This window comes from Kineosporia babensis (genome assembly GCF_021129305.1).
Lineage (GTDB): Bacteria > Actinomycetota > Actinomycetes > Actinomycetales > Kineosporiaceae > Kineosporia > Kineosporia babensis.
Window position 1 is genome coordinate 604,006 of record NZ_JAJOMB010000003.1, and the last position, 19,315, is coordinate 623,320.

17 protein-coding genes are annotated in these 19,315 nt (G+C 68.2%); 5 read left to right on the forward strand and 12 right to left on the reverse strand.

Going from position 1 to position 19,315, the window contains the following annotated elements:
- The first annotated feature begins 60 nt into the window (after positions 1 to 60).
- The 4 genes from LR394_RS08905 to LR394_RS08920 are packed head-to-tail and all read left to right on the forward strand — an operon-like array spanning position 61 to position 4,055.
- The gene (locus LR394_RS08905; protein ID WP_231440190.1) at positions 61 to 1,263 is read left to right on the forward strand and encodes a quaternary amine ABC transporter ATP-binding protein; all 1,203 of its coding nucleotides are present in this window, start codon (positions 61 to 63) and stop codon (positions 1,261 to 1,263) included.
- Positions 1,256 to 2,176 (forward strand): ABC transporter permease, encoded by a 921-nt coding sequence (locus tag LR394_RS08910; protein ID WP_231440191.1) that lies wholly within the window; start codon positions 1,256 to 1,258, stop codon positions 2,174 to 2,176. Before LR394_RS08905 ends, LR394_RS08910 begins: the two co-directional genes overlap by 8 nt.
- Positions 2,173 to 3,102 (forward strand): glycine betaine ABC transporter substrate-binding protein, encoded by a 930-nt coding sequence (locus LR394_RS08915; protein WP_231440192.1) that lies wholly within the window; start codon positions 2,173 to 2,175, stop codon positions 3,100 to 3,102. Before LR394_RS08910 ends, LR394_RS08915 begins: the two co-directional genes overlap by 4 nt.
- Positions 3,103 to 3,155: 53 nt before the next feature.
- On the forward strand, positions 3,156 to 4,055 hold the full coding sequence (locus tag LR394_RS08920; RefSeq protein ID WP_231440193.1) for a class I SAM-dependent methyltransferase: 900 nt from the start codon (positions 3,156 to 3,158) through the stop codon (positions 4,053 to 4,055).
- Positions 4,056 to 4,076: 21 nt separating this feature from the next.
- Here the strand turns inward: LR394_RS08920 and LR394_RS08925 are convergent, their stop codons facing one another.
- The 12 genes from LR394_RS08925 to aztB form a co-directional block, all read right to left on the reverse strand.
- Complete coding sequence (locus tag LR394_RS08925) at positions 4,077 to 4,748, reverse strand: GntR family transcriptional regulator (RefSeq protein ID WP_231440194.1); 672 nt, start codon at positions 4,746 to 4,748, stop codon at positions 4,077 to 4,079.
- Positions 4,749 to 4,792: 44 nt separating this feature from the next.
- Positions 4,793 to 5,635: a formyltetrahydrofolate deformylase gene (purU, locus tag LR394_RS08930; protein WP_231440195.1), complete on the reverse strand. Its 843-nt coding sequence runs from the start codon at positions 5,633 to 5,635 to the stop codon at positions 4,793 to 4,795.
- Between the two features lie 10 nt (positions 5,636 to 5,645).
- Positions 5,646 to 7,019: an L-serine ammonia-lyase gene (locus tag LR394_RS08935; RefSeq protein ID WP_231440196.1), complete on the reverse strand. Its 1,374-nt coding sequence runs from the start codon at positions 7,017 to 7,019 to the stop codon at positions 5,646 to 5,648.
- Positions 7,016 to 7,579 carry a sarcosine oxidase subunit gamma gene (locus tag LR394_RS08940; protein ID WP_231440197.1) on the reverse strand — a complete coding sequence of 188 codons (564 nt, stop codon included), beginning with the start codon at positions 7,577 to 7,579 and terminating at the stop codon, positions 7,016 to 7,018. The genes LR394_RS08935 and LR394_RS08940 overlap by 4 nt, the downstream gene beginning before the upstream one ends.
- Positions 7,572 to 10,310, reverse strand: a complete 2,739-nt coding sequence (locus tag LR394_RS08945) for a 2Fe-2S iron-sulfur cluster-binding protein (protein ID WP_407937009.1) — start codon at positions 10,308 to 10,310, stop codon at positions 7,572 to 7,574. Before LR394_RS08945 ends, LR394_RS08940 begins: the two co-directional genes overlap by 8 nt.
- Positions 10,311 to 10,321: 11 nt before the next feature.
- Positions 10,322 to 10,591 (reverse strand): sarcosine oxidase subunit delta, encoded by a 270-nt coding sequence (locus LR394_RS08950; RefSeq protein WP_231440199.1) that lies wholly within the window; start codon positions 10,589 to 10,591, stop codon positions 10,322 to 10,324.
- Positions 10,592 to 10,612: 21 nt separating this feature from the next.
- Positions 10,613 to 11,845 (reverse strand): sarcosine oxidase subunit beta family protein, encoded by a 1,233-nt coding sequence (locus LR394_RS08955; protein ID WP_231440200.1) that lies wholly within the window; start codon positions 11,843 to 11,845, stop codon positions 10,613 to 10,615.
- Positions 11,842 to 13,110 (reverse strand): serine hydroxymethyltransferase, encoded by a 1,269-nt coding sequence (gene glyA / locus LR394_RS08960; protein WP_231440201.1) that lies wholly within the window; start codon positions 13,108 to 13,110, stop codon positions 11,842 to 11,844. The genes LR394_RS08955 and glyA overlap by 4 nt, the downstream gene beginning before the upstream one ends.
- 206 nt (positions 13,111 to 13,316) lie before the next feature.
- A complete protein-coding gene (aztD, locus tag LR394_RS08965; RefSeq protein WP_231440202.1) occupies positions 13,317 to 14,510 on the reverse strand; it encodes a zinc metallochaperone AztD in 1,194 nt (397 codons plus the stop codon).
- Positions 14,511 to 14,528: 18 nt separating this feature from the next.
- Positions 14,529 to 15,461: a zinc ABC transporter substrate-binding protein AztC gene (gene aztC, locus LR394_RS08970; protein ID WP_231440203.1), complete on the reverse strand. Its 933-nt coding sequence runs from the start codon at positions 15,459 to 15,461 to the stop codon at positions 14,529 to 14,531.
- Positions 15,458 to 16,747 (reverse strand): hypothetical protein, encoded by a 1,290-nt coding sequence (locus LR394_RS08975; protein WP_231440204.1) that lies wholly within the window; start codon positions 16,745 to 16,747, stop codon positions 15,458 to 15,460. Before LR394_RS08975 ends, aztC begins: the two co-directional genes overlap by 4 nt.
- Before the next feature lie 2 nt (positions 16,748 to 16,749).
- Positions 16,750 to 17,625, reverse strand: coding sequence for a zinc ABC transporter permease AztB (aztB, locus tag LR394_RS08980; RefSeq protein WP_231440205.1), 876 nt, complete (start codon positions 17,623 to 17,625; stop codon positions 16,750 to 16,752).
- A 55-nt stretch (positions 17,626 to 17,680) separates the two neighbouring features.
- Between aztB and aztA the strand changes: the two genes are divergently transcribed.
- A complete protein-coding gene (gene aztA, locus LR394_RS08985; protein WP_231440206.1) occupies positions 17,681 to 18,421 on the forward strand; it encodes a zinc ABC transporter ATP-binding protein AztA in 741 nt (246 codons plus the stop codon).
- The last annotated feature ends 894 nt before the right edge of the window (positions 18,422 to 19,315 follow it).

A 19,315-nucleotide genomic window follows, 5' to 3' on the forward strand; every position in this document is an offset into this window, starting at 1 on the left:
TCGATGTTACCGCACTGAAATCTACTGACCGCCACACCCGCTCGACGAAGAGAGATGGGCATGACCACACAGCAGGCGCCCCCGAGCCCGACCCCGCCGGCCGACCCCACCGCGATCCGGGTCACCGGCCTGACCAAGGTCTACGGCGGCACGCAGCGAGCCGCCGCGAACAATGTCAGTTTCGACGTCCGGCCGGGCGAGTTCTTCGTGATCATGGGCCTGTCCGGGTCCGGCAAGTCGACCGTGCTGCGGATGCTCAACCGGCTGGTCGAGCCCACCTCGGGGCAGCTGTCGGTGAACGGCCGGGACGTCGCCTCGCTGCGCGACGAGGAACTGCGCACCCTGCGCAATCGCACGGTCAACATGGTGTTCCAGCACTTCGCTCTCTTCCCGCACCGCACCGTGCGGGAGAACGCCGGCTACGCCCTGCACGTGCGCGGCACCTCCCCCGCCGAGCAGGCCGAGCGAGTCGACTGGGCGCTGCGCACCGTGGGCCTGAGCGACTGGGACGAGGCTCTGCCCGGCGAGCTCTCCGGCGGGATGCGCCAGCGGGTGGGCCTCGCCCGGGCCCTGGCCTCGGACGCCGACATCCTGCTGATGGACGAGCCGTTCAGCGCCCTGGACCCGCTGATCCGCCGGGAGATGCAGGACCTGCTGCTGACCCTGCAGCGCGACCTGAACCGCACGGTCGTCTTCGTCACCCACGACCTGAACGAGGCGATGCGGCTGGGCGACCGGATCATGATCATGCGCGACGGCCAGGTGGTCCAGCTCGGCACCGCCCAGGAGATCCTGAGCTCCCCGGCCGACAGCTACGTCTCGGAGTTCATCGCCGACGTGGACCGCTCCCGGGTGATCACCGCCGAGACCGTGATGCGCGAGCCTCTGCTCACCGCGCGGCTCACCGACAGCCCGCAGGACGTGCTGCGGCGGGTGAGCAACGTCGAGGGCCTGGGCGTGTACGTACTCGACTCCAGGGGCCAGGTCGCCGGGGTGGCCCACGCCGAGCAGCTGGCCGCCGCGATCGGCCGGTCCCGGACCACTCTCGAGGGCTGCCTGAGCGACGAGTACCTGACCGTTGCCGCCGACGCCCCGCTCAACGACCTGTGTTCTCTGGTCGGCCACCACGTCGTCCCGCTGGGGGTGATCGACTCCGAGCAGCGCCTGATCGGGGTGGTCCCCCGCGCCACCCTGCTCGAAGCGCTCGCCGCCCCCGGGTCCCCCGAGGGAAGCGACGCCGACCGGAAGGACAGCCATGCCTGAGATCCCCACCATCGACCTCGGCGCCCCGGTCAGCGACAGCGTCGACTGGCTCACCGAGCACCTCGGCCCGCTCTTCGACGCGATCACCGACGTCATGCTGTTCCTGCTCAACACCGTGCTGGCAGTCCTCACCGCCCCGCACGCATTCGTGGTCACCGCGGTCTTCGTGGGCCTGGCCCTGCTGGTCCGCAAGCCCGGCCTGGCACTGTTCGCACTCGCCGCCTTCATCCTGATCCAGGCCATGGACCTGTGGATCCAGGCCATGCAGACTCTGGCCGTGGTGGTGGTCGCTGCCGGGATCGCCGTGCTCGTCGGCATCCCGCTGGGCATCTGGGCATCCCGCCGGCGCGACGTCAGCAGCGTGGTCCGGCCCCTGCTCGACCTGATGCAGACCCTGCCGGTGTTCGTCTACCTGATCCCGGCCGTGTTCTTCTTCGGCGTCGGTGTGGTCCCCGGTGTGGTCGCGACCATCGTGTTCGCCATCCCGCCGGCCGTTCGCCTGACCGAGCTCGGCATCCGCAACGTGGACGGCGAAGTGGTCGAGGCCGCGCACGCTTTCGGCGCCAGACCGGCCAAGATCCTGCGCGAGGTGCAGGTTCCGCTGGCCATGCCCTCGATCATGGCCGGGATCAACCAGACCATCATGCTGGCCCTGTCGATGGTGGTCATCGCCGGCATGGTCGGCGCCGACGGCCTGGGCTCGGTCGTGGTCCGCGGGATCAGCACCCTCGACGTGGGTGCCGGTTTCGAGGGCGGTCTGGCGGTGGTCCTGCTGGCCATCTACATCGACCGGCTCAGCACCGCGCTCGCCGCTCCCCGACGCCGCCGGCGTACCACCCGGCTCAGCACGCCGGCCGCCACCAGCACGCCGGTCCTCGACGTGACCGACACGAAGAAGGAACTGGTCCGATGAACGCTGTCTCGCGCCGTCAGGCGCTTCTGCTCGGCCTGGCGGCCGGGGCGCTCGGCACGGTCAGCGCCTGCAGCGGCCAGACCGCCAAGTTCAGTGGCGGTTCCGGAGGCGGCGACTCCGGCGGAAGCGGGGACGACGACGGCGGCAAGTCGGTCAGCCTGGCTCTGGTGGCGGGCTGGGACGACGCGATCGCCGTGACCTACCTCTGGAAAGAGCTTCTGGAGCAACGCGGCTACTCGGTCCGGATCCAGGAGCTGGAGATCGCGGCGGTGTTCACCGGCGTGGCCAACGGCCAGATCGACATGTACCTGGACGCCTGGCTGCCCACCACTCACCAGGCCTACTGGGACCGGTTCAAGGACGATCTGGAAGTGCTGTCGGTGTGGAGCTCCGGCGTGAACGTGCTCGCCGTGCCCGACTACGTCAGCGTCAGCTCCCTGGCCGACCTGAAGGGCAACGCCGGCGAGTTCGGCGACCGCATCGTCGGGGTCGAGGCCGGCGGTGGGCTGATGACCGCCACCCGCGAACAGGTCATGCCGGCCTACGGTCTGGACCAGTTCACCCTGGTCGAAGGCAGCAGCCCGGCCATGCTGGCCGCGCTGGAGACCGCGATCAAGCGCAAGCAGGCGATCGCGGTGACGCTCTGGGAACCGCACTGGGCGTTCAGCCGCTACCCGATCAAGGCCTTGGAGGACCCGGACGCGGCCTTCGGCGAGCCCGACGAGCTCTCGGTCATCGCCACCAAGGGTTTCGGCGCCAACAATCCCGAACTGACCGAATGGTTCAAGGGTTTCAAGCTCACCCCGGCGCAGCTGGGCGAGATCATGGAACGCAACCAGGAGGCTGGCCAGGGCAACGAGCAGACCGCGGTCAAGGCCTGGATCACCGAGAACCAGGCCGAGGTCGACGGCTGGTTCCCGGCCTAGAAAAGGCCCATAATCCGTAGCAATTCACCTGTCCGGTGGGTAGGTTCACAGACATGGACGATCCGATCTTCCAACACCCCCTGGCCTATCTGCTCGGACTGGAGGGCCTGGCCCTGCTGCGGGGCTGGGCCGGTGACTACGACGAGAAGTTCACGCGCGAGCGGCTGAACGAGGTCCGGCGGTTGCTGGATGAACCGGCTCTGGCCGGGCATCCAGGGGTTTCGGTGGCCCGGGGCAGCCTGGAGGACGGGTACCGGCAGTGGGCGCCGGTCTACGACGGCCCGAACCGGCTCTTCGAACTCGACGAACCCTTCGTCTACGGAATCGTCGACAATCTGCCTCCGGGCCCGGCCCTGGACGTGGCCTGCGGCACCGGTCGTTTCGCCGAAGGACTGGTGCAGCGCGGCCATCAGGTCACCGGGATCGACGGCAACGAGGGCATGCTGGCGCAGGCCCGCCGCCGGGTGCCCACCGCCGAATTCGTTCTCGGTGACCTGAGCCGGCTACCGGTACCCGCCGAAAGCGCTGATCTCGCAGTCTGCACGCTGGCCCTCTCGCACGTCCGGTCGCTCCCGGAGGTGATGGCCGAGTTCCATCGGGTGCTGCGCCCCGGGGGCCACCTGATCATCTCCGACGTGCACCATGAACAGGTGTTCCGTGGCTCGGTCATCGCTGCCCTCGGTCCGGGTGGCGAGCCCGGCCTGGTGCCCACGTACCGGCACCTGACCGGCGACTACCTGCGCGCCGCGCTGAGCCACGGACTGCAGGTGCGCGCCTGCGAAGAACCGACAGCGGTCTCAGCCCAGTCCGTGCCGTCGGCCGAACCGGACCTGAGAGAACTCGGTCTCTGGCGCGAGTGGCCGTGGTCGCTCCTGGGCCTGATACCGCAGGCGCGGGACGCGGCCTGGCACACCCCACTGGTGATCAACTGGCACTTCCAGCGCTCCGAGTAACCGAGGCAGCAACACCGCCGGTCAGATGACCGCCCGCACCGCCCGCTCGAAACCCAGCACGTGCTCCAGAGCCAGCCGCTCGGCCTCGTCGGCCTGGCCGGTGGCCATCGCCCGCAGCAGGGCCACGTGCTCGGCGATGGTGTGCATGTCCATCGCCGTGAGCCGGTCCAGGAACACGCAGTGGATCCGGGTGGCCAGGTTGTCGTAGCGGATCAGCACGTCTTCCAGGTGCGGGTTGAAGGTGGCCCGGTAGATCGTCCGGTGCACGTTCAGGTCCCAGCGCATCAGCTCGGTCCGGGCGGTGCCGACCATGTCCAGCTGCTGGGTGCGGTCGGCCAGCTCGGTCAGCTCGGCCCGCACCGCGGCATCGGCCCGCTCGGTGGCCCGGCGGGCGGCCAGCGGCTCCAGGTTGGCGCGGATCTCCGAGACGTGGGCCAGATCGGCGATGTCCACGTTGGTGGCGAAGGTGCCCCGGCGGGGGTAGGAGATCACCAGCCGGTCGCCCTCCAGCCGCTTCAGGGCCTCCCGCACCGGGGTACGCCCCACCCCCAGGGTCTTGGCCACCTGCACGTCGTCGATCGGGTCACCGGGCTGGATCTGCAGCATGATCAGCTGGTCGCGCAGGGCCAGATACGCCTGGTCGGCCAGCGAGGCCGGGACTTCGTCGGTGCTCAGCAGGCGGATGGAGGTCACGCTGTCAATGGTATTGGAGGAGTCGATCAGCCGGAGCGGGAGCATCAGCGGAACACGATGGTGCGGTGGCCTTCGAGCAGGATCCGGCGTTCGGCGTGCCAGCGCACCGCTCGCGACAGGGCCAGCGCCTCGGCGTCACGCCCGATGGTCTGCAGCGCCCGCGGGTCGTGGGTGTGGTCGATCCGGATCACCTCCTGCTCGATGATCGGGCCCTCGTCCAGATCGGGCGTCACGTAGTGGGCGGTGGCCCCGACGAGCTTCACCCCGCGGTCCCAGGCCTGGTGGTAGGGCTTGGCGCCCTTGAAACTGGGCAGGAACGAGTGGTGGATGTTGATCGCCCGGCCGTGCAGCACCCGGCAGGTCCGGTCGGACAGCACCTGCATGTAGCGGGCCAGCACCACCAGCTCGGCGTCGAACTCCGCTACCAGTTCCAGCAACCGGGCCTCGGCCTGCGGCTTGGTGTCGGGGGTGATCGGGACGTGGACGAACGGCAGGCCGGCCGCTTCGGCCATCGGGCGCAGGGTTTCGTGGTTGGACACCACCGCCACGATCTCGGCGCCCAGGCTGCCCGCCCGCCAGCGGAAGATCAGGTCGTTCAGGCAGTGCCCGAGCTGGGAGACCATTACCAGGACCCGCACCGGACGGCCGGACGAGAACTCGTACGTCATACCGAACTCGGCGGCCACCGGAGCGAAACCGTCCGCCAGTTTCTCGGCCGACGTTCCGTCCGCCCCGGAGAACTGCGCCCGCAGATGCAGCCGGTCCTGCCCGGCGTCGTCGAACTGCTGGTACTCGCCGATGTCCAGGCCGTGCTCGAACAGGTAGGAACTCACGGCGCGCACGATCCCCGCCCGGTTCGGGCAGGACAGCGTCAGGGTGTAAGACACGAAGAACTCCTCAGCACTCCACGACGTTGAGAGCCAGCCCACCGCGGGCGGTCTCCTTGTACTTGTCCTTCATGTCCGCGCCGGTCTCACGCATCGTCTTGATCGCCTTGTCCAGCGAGACGTGGTGGATCCCGTCGCCGCGCACCGCCATCCGGGCTGCGGTGATCGCCTTGACCGAGGCAACGGCATTGCGCTCGATGCACGGGATCTGGACCAGACCGCCGACCGGGTCACAGGTCAGGCCGAGGTTGTGCTCGATCCCGATCTCGGCCGCGTTCTCCACCTGTTCCGGTGTGCCCCCGAGGATCTCGGCCAGGCCGGCCGCAGCCATCGCACACGCCGATCCGACCTCGCCCTGACAGCCCACCTCGGCCCCCGAGATCGAGGCGTTCTCCTTGAACAGCAGCCCGACCGCCGCGGCCGCCAGCAAGAACCGCACCACGGCATCGTCATCGAAGTCAGGCAGGAACCTGTCCCCGTAATGCATGACAGCGGGCACGATTCCGGCCGCACCGTTCGTCGGCGCCGTGACCACTCTTCCGCCCGCGGCGTTCTCTTCGTTGACGGCCAAGGCGTACAGCGTGACCCATTCCATCGCATGCAGCGCATCCGGCTCACTGCGGTCGGCTTCCAGACGCTGGCGCAGCCGGGCCGCCCGCCGCCGCACCTTCAGACCACCGGGCAGCACGCCGTCGGTATGCGAGCCGTTGGCCACGCATTCCCGCATCACCAGCCAGATGTGCAACAGATCAGAACGGATCTCCTGCTCACTGCGCCAGGCGGTTTCGTTGGCCATCATGATGTCACTGATCCGCAGCCCGGTACTCGCAGCCAGCGCCAGCAACTCATCAGCCGTGCTGAACGGGTACTTCACCGGCGTACGGTCCTCGCGCAGCACCGGACGTCCGGCCTCGTCCTCGTCCAGCACGAAACCGCCACCTACGGAGTAGTACTCACGCCTCTCGAGAACCTGACCGGAATCGTCCTTGGCCTCGAAAACCATCCCGTTGGCATGAAAGTCCAGCTTCCGGCGCCGGTGCAGCACCACATCGTCAGCCACCGAGAAAGCCACCTCGTGTTCCCCGGCCAGCCGCAGACGTCCTTCATCGACCACGGTCTGCACCATCGGATCGGCCGCCACCGGATCGACCAGATGCGGCTGCTCCCCGGCCAGCCCGAGCACGACCGCCTTGACCGAGCCATGCCCGTGACCGGTGGCGCCCAGCGATCCGAACAGCTCGCAGCGTACCGTTGCCGTGCGCTCCAGCAGACCGGCCGAATCCAGCCGGGACACGAAAAGGAAGGCCGCCCGCATCGGGCCGACGGTATGTGAACTCGACGGCCCGATGCCGACCTTGAAAAGGTCGAAGACGGAGATGGTCACCGGTATTCGGTCGCCGCGTCTACCAGCCACTCGGCCAGGTATCCAGCAAAGGACGATCGCACGAGGATCCGGAAATCGTCACCGTCGGCCCCCAGGGCGAGCAGGACGACACCGGTCAGGCCGAGCGTGGTCTGGGCAGACCGGCCGTTCTGGAAGACCGACGGGTGCAGGTCGATCGAGCAACCGCCGGAGAGCAGGTCCCGAGCATGCCGGCCGCGCACCCGCAGACTGATCCGCTGGGCCGAGACATCCACCGCCGAGCCCTGGTTCGGCCGGGCCAGGTCGCGCAGATCGGCCTCGAGCTCGCCCGGGCCGCGACTGCCGCTCAGCACCAGCCACTCGTCCGGGCCGAGCCAGACGATCAACCCGTCCGCGGTCGATACCCAGCCACCCGGTTCCCGGGGCAGTGCCTTACCGAGCGGACCATCGACGTCCTCAGGCAGCCGGAGATCGGTCATCGACAGGTAAGGCTCGGCCTTGACCGAAATCCCCTCAGGCAGAGCAGCAAAGGCACTCTCGTAAGACTGCAGGGGGTGGGACCGCTGGAGTGTTCTAGCCATCACGCCGGGCTCCTTCGGGGTCGACCAGAACGGCTGAAGTGATCTGCGCGGCAACGAGTTGCTCACCGACCGGGACGTGCACCACGTCGCCGATCCGCTCGCGGCCGCCCTTCAGAAGAGCCAGAGCGAACGGACGTCCGAGCGCCGCACTGCGGTAGCTGGAGGTCACGTGGCCCAGCATGGGTACGGGTGGGGCGGGCAGCACACCGTCGGCCGCGAACTCCACGATCTGCGATCCCTCGGGAAGTTTCGTGGACTCGTCGGTGGGCAGCAGCCCTACCAGCTGCTTGCGCAGGGGGTTCTGGTTCTCGGCGCGGGCGAACGAGCGCTTGCCCACGAAGTCGGGCTTCTTCTTGGAAACTGCCCAGCCCATGCCCAGATCCTGCGGGGTGACCGTGCCGTCGGTGTCCTGACCAATGATCGGGTAACCCTTTTCGGCCCGCAGGACGTGCATGGTCTCGGTGCCGTACGGTGTGATGTTGTGCTTCGCGCCGGCCTCCAGCAGCTTCAGCCAGACCGCCTCGGCATACCAGGCGTTGACGTTGACCTCGTAGGCCAGCTCGCCGGAGAAGCTGATCCGGGCCAGGCGCACCGGTACTCCCCCGAGCTCGGTGTCCCGCCAGGTCATGAACCCGAATGCCTCGTTGGAGACGTCGAGGTCGCCGAACACCTCCCCGATCACCTCGCGCGAGCGCGGCCCGACCACCGGGAACACTGCCCACTGCTCGGTCACCGAAGCCAGTTTCACCTTCAGGTGCGGCCATTCGGTCTGGACCCATTCCTCCATCCAGTCCAGGATCTTGGCCGCGCCGCCGGTGGTGGTGATCACCATGTAGCGGTCCTCGGCCAGCCGGACCACCGTGCCGTCGTCGATCACCATGCCGTCCACACCGCACATCACGCCGTAGCGCACCGAGCCGACCTTGAGGCTGCTCATCATGTTCGTGTACATCAGGTCGAGCAGCGCCGGTGCGTCCGGGCCCTGCACGTCGATCTTGCCCAGGGTGGAGCCGTCCAGGATGCCCACTCCGGTTCGTACCGCAGCACACTCCCGAAGGACAGCGGCTTCCATGTCTTCGCCGGGCTTCGGGTAGTGCCGGGCGCGCTTCCACTGTCCGACGTCCTCGAACACCGCACCGGCCTTGACGTGCCACTCGTGCAGCGCGGTCTTGCGCGCCGGATCGAACAACTCGCCGCGTTCCCGTCCGGCCAGTGCCGCGAAGGCGACCGGAACGTACGGAGGGCGAAACGTGGTGGTGCCCAGCTCCTCGATCGGGCGGTTCATCAGCTCCGCGGTGATGCCGGCCGCGATCATCCCCGACGTCTTGCCCTGGTCGTGCGCGGTACCGATGGTGGTGTAACGCTTGACGTGCTCGACCGAGCGCAGGCCGGCCCCGACCGCGCGGGCAATGTCGGCGACGGTGGAATCCCGCTGCACATCGACGAACTGACGCTCCCGCGGCCCCGGAACCCGCCAGATCACCAGACCCGGCTGAATTCCTTCGCCTGCGGCAGCGCCGACGACCTCAGTACCAGGCACGCTCTGCGCCGGCTTGAACGCTCCGAGCTGAGAGTCGTAGGCCAAGGCGCCGCGCACATGACTGAACAGGTGCGCGGTCGGGTTCCAGCCGCCGCTCAGCAGCAGCGCGTCGCAGTTGACGAAGAACTCGTGGCCTTCCGCGTCGATCACCACCGCCGCGCCGATCCGGCCGTCCTGGTGTTCCTGGTCGGCCAACGTCGAGATGACCCGTGCTCCAGGAATGACTCGTGCTCCAGGAATGGCCCGAACACCCTCCAGTGCTGGGCCTTGCGGTCGAGCCTCGACCACGGTCACCGAGGCACCGGCGGCAGCCAGGTCACGAGCCGTGTCGTAAGCGCCGTCGTGCGAGGTGAACAGGACGACCTCGCGCCCGACCAGAACACCGTAGCGGTGCAGGAAGTCCCGGGCCGAGGCGGCGAGCATGATGCCAGGGCGGTCGTTGTCAGCAAAAACTATGGGACGCTCGTGGGCGCCGGTCGCGACCACCACCCGTTGCGCACGAATCCGGTGAACCCGCTGACGGGATCGGTTTCCGGCCTCGGTGGCGGGCAGGTGATCGGTACGGCGTTCCAGGGCCAGAACGAAACCGTCGTCGTAGTGCCCGAAAGCGGTGGTTCGCTGCAGGTGCAACACGTCCGGGTACTCAGCCAGATCGGCGAGCACCGATGCCACGAAATGGCGCGACGAACGTCCGTCGATGGTTTCGGATCCGGTCAGCGAACCCCCGGCTTCCGGACGGTCGTCGATCAGTGCGACCCGTTCACCACGCCGCGCGGCCGCCAGCGCAGCTCGCAACCCGGCCGGGCCGGCTCCGACCACCAGAGTGTCCACGTGGTGATGACGCCGGTCGTAGCGCGCGGCGTCGGGCACCTCGGCCAGACGCCCCTGCCCGTTCAGGCCGCGCACCACCATGCCGTCCACCAACTCGACCGCAGAGGCCAGCAGCATCGGCTCAGGGAACGGCTCCTCGATCTGGATCAGGCCGGTCGCGTCCTCGGTCCAGGAAGCGCTGATTCCGCGCGACCGGCCGAGTTTCACGCTGCTGCCGAGAACCACCACGCCGTTGGCCAGGAGAGCCGAGGCGATCGTGTCGCCCGGGTGCCCGGTGTACGGCTGCCCGTCGAAAGTGAAACGCAAGGTGCGCGACCGGTCGAGGCGACCGTACCCGTCTACCCGGCTGGACCCGTCCACCCGTTCTGAGCTCACTGGGCCACCTCGCCGATCTTGTAGGTCTTCAGGAACGTGTAGGTGCGGGTGTCCCGGACCGCGTTGAACCAGCGCCGGCACCCGCTGCTGTGGCTCCAGCGCTCGGCGAACTCGCCCTTGGTGTTGTCGCGGAAGAAGACGTAGTGGGCCCAGGACTCGTCCGAAAGTGCGCTCGGATATTCGGGATAGGCGATGTGGGCCTGTCCCCCGTAGTGGAACTCAACCTCCTCGCGCGGGCCGCACCAGGGGCAGTGGATCAGCTGCATCTCACGTTCTCCTTAGTGCGCTCAGTGGGCCACGGCAGCGGCGCCGTGCTCGTCGACCAGGGCCCCGGAGACGAACCGGTCCAGGCTGAAAGGCGCGATGTAGGGGTGCGGACGATCGTTGGCCACCGTGTCGGCCAGGCACCAGCCCACGCCCGGGGTGGCCTTGAAACCGCCGGTCCCCCAACCGCAGTTGAGGTACACGTTCTCGTACGGCGTGTGCCCGACGATCGCCGAGGCATCCGGCGTGGTGTCGACGATCCCGGCCCAGGAACGCAACAGGTGCGCCCGGGCGAACACCGGGAAAAGCTCAACCGCGGCGGCCATCTGGCGCTCGATGATGTGGAACGCACCGCGCTGGCCGTAGCCGTTGTAGGAGTCCACACCCGCACCCATCACCAGCTCGCCCTTGTGCGCCTGCGAGACGTAGACGTGTACCGCGTTGGACATCACGATCGTGGGGTGCACCGGCTCCAGCAGCTCGGAGACCAGGGCCTGCAGCGGGTGCGACTGCAGCGGAGCCCGCACGCCGAGCTGGTCGAGCAGCACACTGGTGTGCCCAGCCGCGCAGAGCACCACCTTGCCGGCCGCGATGTCGCCCTTGGAAGTACGGACCTTGGTCACGCTGTCGCCGTCGGTCTCGAAACCGGTGACCTCGCAGTCCTGGATCAGGTCGATCCCGGCCTCGTCCGCCCGCCGGGCGAAGCCCCAGGCCACCCAGTCGTGCTTGGCGATGCCGGCCCGGGGCTGATAGGTCGCGCCCTGCACCGGGTAGCGGATGTCGTCCGAGATGTTGACGATCGGGCAGATCTTGGCCACCTCGTCGGGCCCCAGCCATTCGGCGTCGATCCCGTTGAGCTTGTTGGCCTCCACCCGGCGCACCGAGTCGCGCACGTCCTGCTCGGTGTGCGCCAGGTTCAGCACGCCCCGCTGGGAGAACAGGATCGGGTAGTCCAGATCCTCCTCCAAGCCCTCCCAGAGCTTGAGCGCATGCTCGTAGATCGCCGCCGACTCGTCCCACAAATAGTTCGACCGGATCAGCGTGGTGTTGCGGGCCATGTTGCCGCCGGCCAGCCAACCACGCTCCAGCACGGCGACATTCGTGATGCCGTGGTTCTTGGCCAGATAGTGCGCGGTAGCCAGGCCGTGCCCGCCCCCACCCACGATCACCACGTCGTAGGACTTCTTCGGCTCGGGGTTGCGCCAGAGGTAGTCGGCGTGCTCGGGCAGGTGCGCACCGGGCGGTTGTTCGGTCATGCCTGCAGCTCCGGGTAGAGAGGGTGGGCAGCGGCGAGTGCGGCGGTACGGTCGGCCAGCTTGGCCAGATCATCACCGGTGGCGTTCGGGCGCAGGGCCAGCGCGATCACGTCGGAGACCTCGGTGAAGTGCGGTTTCTGGAAGCCGCGGGCGGCCAGGGCCGGGGTTCCGATCCGGACCCCGGAACTGATCATCGGCGGGCGCGGGTCGAAGGGCACGGCGTTGCGGTTGACCGTGATGCCGACCCGGTGCAGACGGTCCTCGGCCTGCTTGCCGTCCAGCTCGCTGTCCCGCAGATCCACCAACACCAAATGGACGTCCGTCCCGCCTGAGACCACCCCGACGTTTTGTTCCTGCAGCAGTCTCTCGGCCAGGATCTGCGCACCCTCAAGCGTGCGTTCCTGCCGTTCCCGGAACTCGGGTTCGGCGGCCACCTTGAACGCCACCGCCTTGGCCGCGATCACGTGCTCCAGTGGGCCACCCTGCTGCCCGGGGAAGACGCTGGAGTTGAACTTCTTGGCCAGCTCCTGAGCGGCCAGGATCACGCCGCCGCGCGGTCCGCCCAGCGTCTTGTGCGTGGTGCTGGTGACCACGTGGGCGTGCGGCACCGGACTGGGGTGCAGCCCGGCCGCGACCAGCCCGGCGAAGTGCGCCATATCCACCATCAGATAGGCGCCCACCTCATCGGCGATCCGCCGGAAGTGCGCGAAGTCCAGCTGCCGGGGGTAGGCCGACCAGCCCGCCACGATCAGCTTCGGCCGGCGCTCACGGGCCAACTGCTCCACCTCGTCCATGTCGACCCGGTGGTCGCTCTCACGCACGTGGTAGGCCGCGACGTCGTAAAGCTTGCCCGAGAAGTTCAGCCGCATCCCGTGGGTCAGGTGCCCTCCGTGGGCCAGGTCCAGCCCGAGGATGGTGTCGCCGGGTTGCAGCAGCGCGGCCATCGCGGCGGCGTTGGCCTGGGCGCCCGAGTGCGGCTGGACGTTCGCGTACTCGGCACCGAACAGCGCCTTCAGCCGGTCGATGGCCAGCTGCTCGATCACGTCCACGTGCTCGCAGCCGCCGTAGTAGCGACGGCCCGGGTAACCCTCGGCGTACTTGTTGGTCAGCACCGAACCCTGGGCTTCCATCACGGCCAGCGGCGCGAAGTTCTCGCTGGCGATCATCTCCAGGGTCTGGCGCTGCCGCCCGACCTCGGCCTGGATCGCTGCGTGCACTTCCGGATCGGCCTCCGCCAGCGAGCGACCCAGCGTCTGAGTGGGCATCGGTGCGCCACCTCTCTGATCGACGACTGATATATCAGTTGTGCGTCAGGAGGATAAGCATGCGATCGCCGGGACGACAAGAGATCCGGATCGGCCGGTGCAACAACCGTCGCCCAACGGCCCCCGGCAAACCACAGCGGGCCCGGCCGCACCGAAGTGCTGCCGGACCCGCCGAGGCGTGCTGTTGGATCAGTGGGTGCCGAGCGTCAGTGGGCGCCGAGCGCGACCGCCATCTCGTTCGGCACCTGGTCCAGGGTCCCCGTCGCGGTGACCTCACCCGTCTTCAGGTCGACGGCGTGCACCGACTTCTTGGCCGGCTCGGTCACGTAGGCAACGTCACCGTTGACCGTGATCGCCGGGTGGGCGTCCTGCCACTCGACCGGGCCTTCCCAGGCGTCGATCACCGGGAACTCGTTGACGATCTTGCCGTCCTCCGGGTCGAGCACGTGGATCGAGCCGTCGGTGGACAGGATGTAGGCCAGATCGTCGGTCCCCCGGGCCACGTCGCGGAAGGTGTACTGCACGTTCTCCGGAAGGTCGACCACCTCGTAGGTCTTCTTCGCGGTGTCGATCAGGGTGACCGCGTTGAGCAGGTACCCCTCGGCGTCCGGGTCGTTCTTGTAGTCGCCGACCACGATCGGGCTGGTCTCGGAGACGAAGGCGTTACCCATCCGTCCGTACTTGTCGGGAGCCGTGAACTTCTCGAACTTGCCGTCCTGGAACAGCAGGGCGCCGTTCTCGCAGCCGAAGATCACGCCCTCGTCGGCCGCGGTGCCCTCACCGTGGATGCCGGGGCACTCGTCGTTGGTGGCGATCTCTTCCCACTCGGTGCCGTTCGCCTTCAGCGCCACCGCGCCGCTGCGCGAGGTCTCGTCGCCGACGGTGGTGACCAGGGTGCCGTCCTCCAGCACGATCGACACACCGTGGTGCGCGGCCGGCGAGGTGTAGCTCTGGCCTTCCTTGGTGAGGTCGGCCGTCTCCAGGATCGTCGTCTTGCCGGTGCCGTCGTCGTAAAGCACGGTCTTACCGCCGTGACGCACCACGTGGCCGGCGGTGGTCGCCGCGAAGGTCTGGTCGGTCAGCTCGGGAGTGGCCGTGTCCAGCAGCTGGAAACCCTTGGTGGTGGTGACGAAGACGTGCTTGCCGTCGCCCGCCGCGTTCAGCCGGGTGAACTCCTCGGAGGTGAACTGGTCCACGACCTGGAGCGAGGTCGCGTCCAGCACCGCGATGCCACCCTCGTAGGAAACGGCCACCCGTCCTTCGGTGTTGGTGTTCGTGGTGGTCTCTTCCGGCGTGCTCTCGGCGGTCGTCGAGCTGCCCGAGCCACACGCAGTGGCCAGCAGCGCGACGCCGGCCAGGGCCGCCAGGCCACGCAGACGCACGTTACGAGTGGAGGTCATTTCTGGTTTCACTTTCTTTTAGGGGGACAAGCCGTTGGCGATGCGCTCGGTATTGGCGCGCATCATGGCGAGGTAGGTGGGAGCGCCGCCGTCCTGGGCGGTCAGGGATTCGGTGAACAGCTCCACGACATCCACGTCGATGTCCGCTTCGCTCGCGAGCACCTGCACCAGCCGGTCGGGCTGGGAGGACTCAGCGAAAATCGTCGGTACTGCGGCTTCTTCGATCGCCGAGCTGAGATCACGCAGGTCCGCGGCGCTGGGCGCGGCCAGCGTGGTCCCACCGGGAATCACGGCCCCGATCACCCGGAATCCGAAACGATCAGCCAGATAACCGAAGACATGATGATTGGTGACGAGGGCGCGCCGCTCGGCGGGAATCGCCTCGAACGCTTCGGTCATCTCGGTGTCGAGCCGGCTGAGTTCTGCGCGATAGGCCTCGGCGCCCGTGGTCAGCTTCTGGGTGTCGATCCCTTCGATCTCGGCCGCGGAATCCTCCAGAGCGTCGACGAAGTCGAGCATGGTGGCCGGATCGGTCCAGAAATGCGGATCGGGATTGCCCTCGGCGTCACCGGCCGCGTACGGCACCACGTCGATCACGTCTCCGGCGACCAGCATCGGAGCGCCGGCCTCAGCCGCGCGGTCGAGGTGCTGCTGCAGGCCCTCTTCCAGGCCCAGGCCGTTGGAGACCACCAGATCGGCGCCGTCCATGGCCGCCGCCTGCCGGGCCGAGATCTCGAACGAGTGCGGGTCGGCGTTGGGCTGCATCAGCGTGGTCACCTCGGCCTGGTCGCCGAGGACCTGCTGCACGACGTCGCCGAGGATGTTGGTGGTGACGACCACCTGCGGGCCTTCGCTGCCATCCTTACCGCCGATCTGGGAACACCCGGTCAGGCTCAGCACCGCAGCCAGACCGAACGCGCAGATCAGGGCCGGAGCATACTTGCGCCTCATCGTCCGGTCTCCGCGAGGTGCACCGGCTTGACCGGCAGTTCGAGTTCCCGGGCCACCCGGGCCTGGTCGGCGTAGTCGATCTCGTACACCCTGCCTTCGGCTGTGTTGTCTTCGGTTGCAGCGGCGTTCACGTAGGCCCGCTGCCCGTCCACGCTGATGCTCACGTTCGCTGCGCGATCCTGGTCCGCCAAGGTGGCGGCCAGCAGCGGTTCGGTGGCGGCCAGTTGCTTGCCCGACTGCGCGTCGTACACCTGCACCGTGCCGTCCTCCCCCACCGCAACCACGTGCTCGTCGGCGTCGTCCACTGCTGTTGCGGCGACCACCGGCGTCTCGGTCTCCAGCCATTCCCAGCTGCGCTCGCGGGTGTCCAGAAGCCAGATGCCCTTGCCGTCACCGATCCCGGCCACGGTCGGACGGCCCTTCCGGGCTTCGAACCGGGTGGCCGGTGCACCACCCTCGTCGGGGTACGAAATCTTCTCCAGCACCGGCTTTTCGCCCTCGCTGGTGGCCAGCACCGCACCGTCCTGACAGCCGATCACCAGGGCCACCCGCGTCGTGATCGTCCCGGCCGGTTCGGCGCAGTCGATGGATTCGAGCGTCTTCCCTTCGGGATCGACGGCGTTCAGCTTGGACGCCTTCTGGCTGGACTCCGGTTGGCCGGCTTCCGCCTCGCTCACGACCGCGCCCTTGCCCAGCGGCGCGATGAGACCGGCGTGAGGTGTGCCCTTCAGACGAAGCGTCTCGTTGATCTTGCCCTCGGAGAGCGACTTGTTGTCCAGTAGCACCGCCTCGCCCGATGTGGGAAAGAACAGCCCGGTAGCACCGGCGGTGGACAGCATTCCCGTCGAGATCGTGGCCACGCCTTCGCCCGGAACCCGCTCAAGACTGCGCGCTTCGGCCCGGTAGTAGTGGAAGTGGTCGGTGTGGTCCCACGTCCATACGCCGCTGTCGATGATGTTCACGCCGGTCTCGTCGGCGGCGAACACGTAACGGCCGTCGGTGCTGACCTTCTCGGCCGGGGCAACGCTGCTCAGACTGGTTTCCGTGCCGTTCAGCAGGTCAAGCATCGCGGCCTTGCCCTCGGCGTCGATGCCGACCAGATGCAGTTGAGGTTCGGCAACTTCGGCTGCACCCTCAATCGCGCCGTGACCGGCCCCGGAACTGCTCTCAGCCGTAGCTTCAGAGCCCGTGGCTTTGGAGTCGGTGGTGGCCGACCCGGACGAGCAGCCGGCGAGAACGACGAGAGACAGGGCCAGGAGCGAGGCCCGTGTGGTTCGGCGGTACATGATCACTTTCCAGAGACGGGTTCAACGGAGACAAGTTCCTGGGCCGGTTGCCGCGCAGTTCTCCCGCGGCGGCTCAACTGAGCCGCTGCGCCCGAGAACCCGGCCAAGGCGATCGCGGAGGCGGCGATCGAGGCACCCGCTGCCGTCTCCAGATACCAGGAGCAGAGCAGGCCGGCCACCACCGCCAGGACCCCGAAAGCGGTAGCCAGCAGCATGCGTAGCGGGATCGTCCGGGTCCACGGTCCGGCCGCCACCGCCGGCGCCAGCAGCAGACCCACCACGAGCAACGTGCCGACCGCCTGGAACGAGGAGACCACGGCCAGCGTGACCAGCCCGACCAGAGCCAGTTGCGCAAGCTGCGGCCGCAACCCCAGGGTCTGCGCGATCCGCGGATCGAAGGCAGCCGCAACGAAGTTCCGGTGAAGGCCGACGGCGACCGCGATCACCACCACGGTCACGGCCAGCAGACCCAGCAGGTCGGCCTCGTCGATCGCCAGGATGTCACCGAACAGCATGGCCGTGGCATCGGTGGCGAAGCTGCGCGAGTGCGAGACGATGATCACCCCGAGCGAGAGCATGCCCACGAACAGCAACCCGATGCTGGTGTCGTACGACAGCCGACCGCGCCGCTGCAGCACGCCGATCAAGGCACTCATCGTGATCGCGCTGACCGCGCCGCCGAGCATCACCGGCGCACCGAGCACTGTGGCCAGCGCGACGCCGGGCAGCATGCCGTGGCCGATCGCCTCACCCAGAAAGGCCATGCCGCGGATCACCACCCAGGTGCCCACCACGCCGCAGATCACCGCGACGAGGGCACCACCCAGGAAGGCCCGCAGGACGAAGCCCACGCTGAACGGATCGGTCAACCACTGCACAACCGCACTATACACACGAACGATAATCGTTCTCACTCTCGCGTAGACTCCGACCGTGACCACCGAACCAGCCGCTGTCCAGGACTCAAGTGCCCCAGGCTCAACTGCCGCAGGCTCAGCTACCCAGGGCTCAGCTACCCATGAGCCAGCCGGCCAGGACCCTGCCGTCCGAGCCCGGGCCGTCCACTTCTCGTTCGCTGACGTTCCTGTGCTCCACGGCATCGATGTCGATCTGCCCTGGGGCAGCGTCACCGCTGTGGCCGGGCCCAACGGCGCCGGCAAGTCCACGCTGGTCGAGATCCTCGCCGGAGTCCGAACGCCCAGCTCCGGCTCCGTCGAACGCGCCGCGGATGTGGCCTTGGTGGTCCAGCGCCCAGCCGCCCCGGACTCGCTGCCGCTGACGGTGCGCGACGTGGTCACGATGGGCACCTGGCAGGCCCGGACACCCCAGAGCCACCGGAAACCTCGCCTGAGCAAAGCCGAACGGCGCCAGAACATCGAGGAGGCGCTGCACCGGGTCCAGCTCGCCGACCTGGCCGAGCGCCCCTTCGCCGCCCTGTCCGGCGGTCAACGCCAACGCGCTCTACTGGCCCAGGGCATCGCCCGCCAGGCCCGGATCTTCCTGCTCGACGAACCCGCCGCCGGTCTCGACGCCGCCAGCCGCGAGCGCACCCGCGCCATGCTCGCCGCCGAAGCCGCCCGCGGCGCAGCGGTCGCCTGCGTCACTCACGACGACGAATCGATCGACACCGCAGACCTGGTGATCCGGCTGGAGCACGGACGCCGCATCGCCTGATCCCGGGTGAATCAGCAGGGCAGCGGCGAGTGCGGCGGTCCGGTAGGCCAGCCGTGAGCGGACCTACGCGACCTGCCCCTGCCCTCGGTGCAACGGAAGGCATGGACCAGAACACGGATCAGACCAATAGGACCCCCTGGGCCAGAACAGCAAGGCAGAACGTCAGATCAGAACGGCGGAGGCCCCAAGGTGTCGTCTATCCCGGTACTTTCGCCCCAAGGAGCGTGGGGCGGCCGCTTCACCGGAGGTAGTCTCCGGCTCTGCTTCTGCGCCTGGCGCCTGGCCTGCGCCTGATCGCGATCGAACTGGCGGTCGATGTCCCGCTGCCAGCGCTCGGTACGCCGGGCGGTGCGTTCGGCAGCCGACATCGGCGGCTCAGCCCCTGCTCTGAAGCTGGTTTGAGATGCAGCGCCGGCTTCAGGTGCCGCGCCGGCTTCAGGTGCCGCGCCGGCTTCAGGCACAACGTCGGCTTCAGACACAGTGTCAGCCTCCGGCACAGCATCGGCTTCCGGCACAGCGTCGGCTTCAGATGCGGTACCGGCTTCAGATGCGGCGCCAGCTTCGAATCGGGCACCGGCTTCGGATTGGGCACCGGTTGCTGGTTCCCCCTCGGCTCCGGTGGCAGCGTTGGCACCGGAGCCGAATCCAGATCTGCGTCGGGCGTCTGCTTCGGCGAGCAGAGTCCAACCAGGCATGCCGGGCAGGCATGGTGGTGGGCTGTCGTGGGCAGCGCCGTCCGGAGTGGTCCAGATGATCGTGCCGGGCGGGTACGGTTCATCCGGGCGAGCCATGCGGGCCTCCCATCCGCCGAAAGTCTTTGCACGGTGGTGTCTTCTGCAGGCCGCGTGGAGATTGCACACACAAGTCCGCCCGCCACGCTCGAACGGCGTCAGG